The organism is Nonomuraea basaltis, assembly GCF_005893125.1.
Classification (GTDB): Bacteria; Actinomycetota; Actinomycetes; order Streptosporangiales; family Streptosporangiaceae; genus Nonomuraea; species Nonomuraea basaltis.
Genome location: NZ_VCJS01000559.1, coordinates 1 through 1,389 on the forward strand (window position 1 = coordinate 1; position 1,389 = coordinate 1,389).

At 72.9% G+C, this 1,389-nt stretch carries 1 protein-coding gene; it reads right to left on the minus strand.

Translation table 11 applies throughout. The features are described from left to right. Positions 1-1,389: AMP-binding protein (locus tag EJK15_RS69365; protein WP_138720932.1), on the minus strand; the 1,389-nt coding region annotated here is incomplete at both ends.

Here is a 1,389-nt window from a genome sequence, read left to right on the forward strand (position 1 = left end):
GGTTGAGGTCGTCGTCGAGGATGTGGACGTGGGTGCCGGGGATGGGTCTGCCGATGGGGACGGTGGCGTCGGCGAAGTCGGGCGGGCAGGGGTGGAAGGTGCTCCACACGGTGGCCTCAGTGGGGCCGTAGTCGTTGTAGAGGGTCGCCGACGGGAGCATGGTCGCGTGCTGGGCCACGACGTGCGGCGGCAGCACCTCGCCGCCGACCGAGATGTCCCGCAGGCTGCGCAGGTCACGCGGGCAGAGCGAGAGCAGCACCTCGTACTGCGAGGGGACCGCGTCGAAGTGCGTGGCGCACTCCAGGTTGATGAGCTGCCCCAGCCGGCGTGGGTCGTGCACGGTCATCGCGTCAGGCAGGACGAGCCGGCCGCCCGAGGCCAGCGTCCAGTACAGGCCCGCCGCCGCGCCGTCGAAGGTGAACGGGACCGGCAGGCAGTAGATGCCGGGGGAGATTCGGCCGCACGACCACCTGGCGTTGGTGGCGTGGGCCAGGTTGCCATGGCTGACCAGCACGCCCTTGGGCGTTCCGGTGGAGCCCGAGGTGTAAATGACGTAGGCGAGGTTGTCCGGATGCACCGGGATGTCGGGGTCGGTCTCGTCCTCGTTGCCGTCGAACGCGTCCACGTCGATGACGACGGTGCCGTCCGGCGCGGCCCGCTGGTGGTGGGCGTGGGCGAGCAGCACCTCGATGCCGGCGTCGGCGAGGATGAACTGCTGCCGCTCCGCCGGATGGTCCGGGTCCAGGGGGACGTACGCCGCGCCGGCCTTGAGCACGGCCAGCAGGGCGACGACGGTGTGGGTGGTGCGGTCGGCGACGACGCCGACGCGTGTCTCCGGCCCCGCGCCCAGCTCGCGCAGGCGATGGGCGAGCCGGTTGGCCTGGCAGTTCAGGGTTCCGTAGGTCAGCTTGGCCTCGCCGGCCACGACCGCCACGGTCTCGGGGTTCTTCGCCGCCTGCTCCTCCATCATCCGGTGCACCGGGCGCGGCTCTCCGGCAGTCGGCGGCCCGGCGGGCCAGTCCCGGATGAGGCGGGCCTGCTCGGCAGGGGTGAGCATCGGCAGCGCCGACAACGTCCGGGAGGGCTCTGCCGCGGCCGCCTCGGTCAGGATCCGGAGGTGGGTGAGCATCCGTTCGGCGGTGCTCGCGTCGAACAGGTCGGTCGCGTAGTCGAGCCGGACGGACATGCCGTCGTCGGCGCTCACTCGCGCGGAGGCGCCGTGGTCCGGGGCCGCGGAGGCGGAGCCCTCCGGGGCGGTCGTGAGGCGGAGCGTGAGGCCGGTGACCGCCGGTGGGGTCGTGGAGTCGAGCTGCCGCCATTCCAGGCCTCCGTAGGAGGCCGGTGGCGCGGGCCGCTCGCGCAGGAAGCGCACCTGGAAGAGGGGCGGGG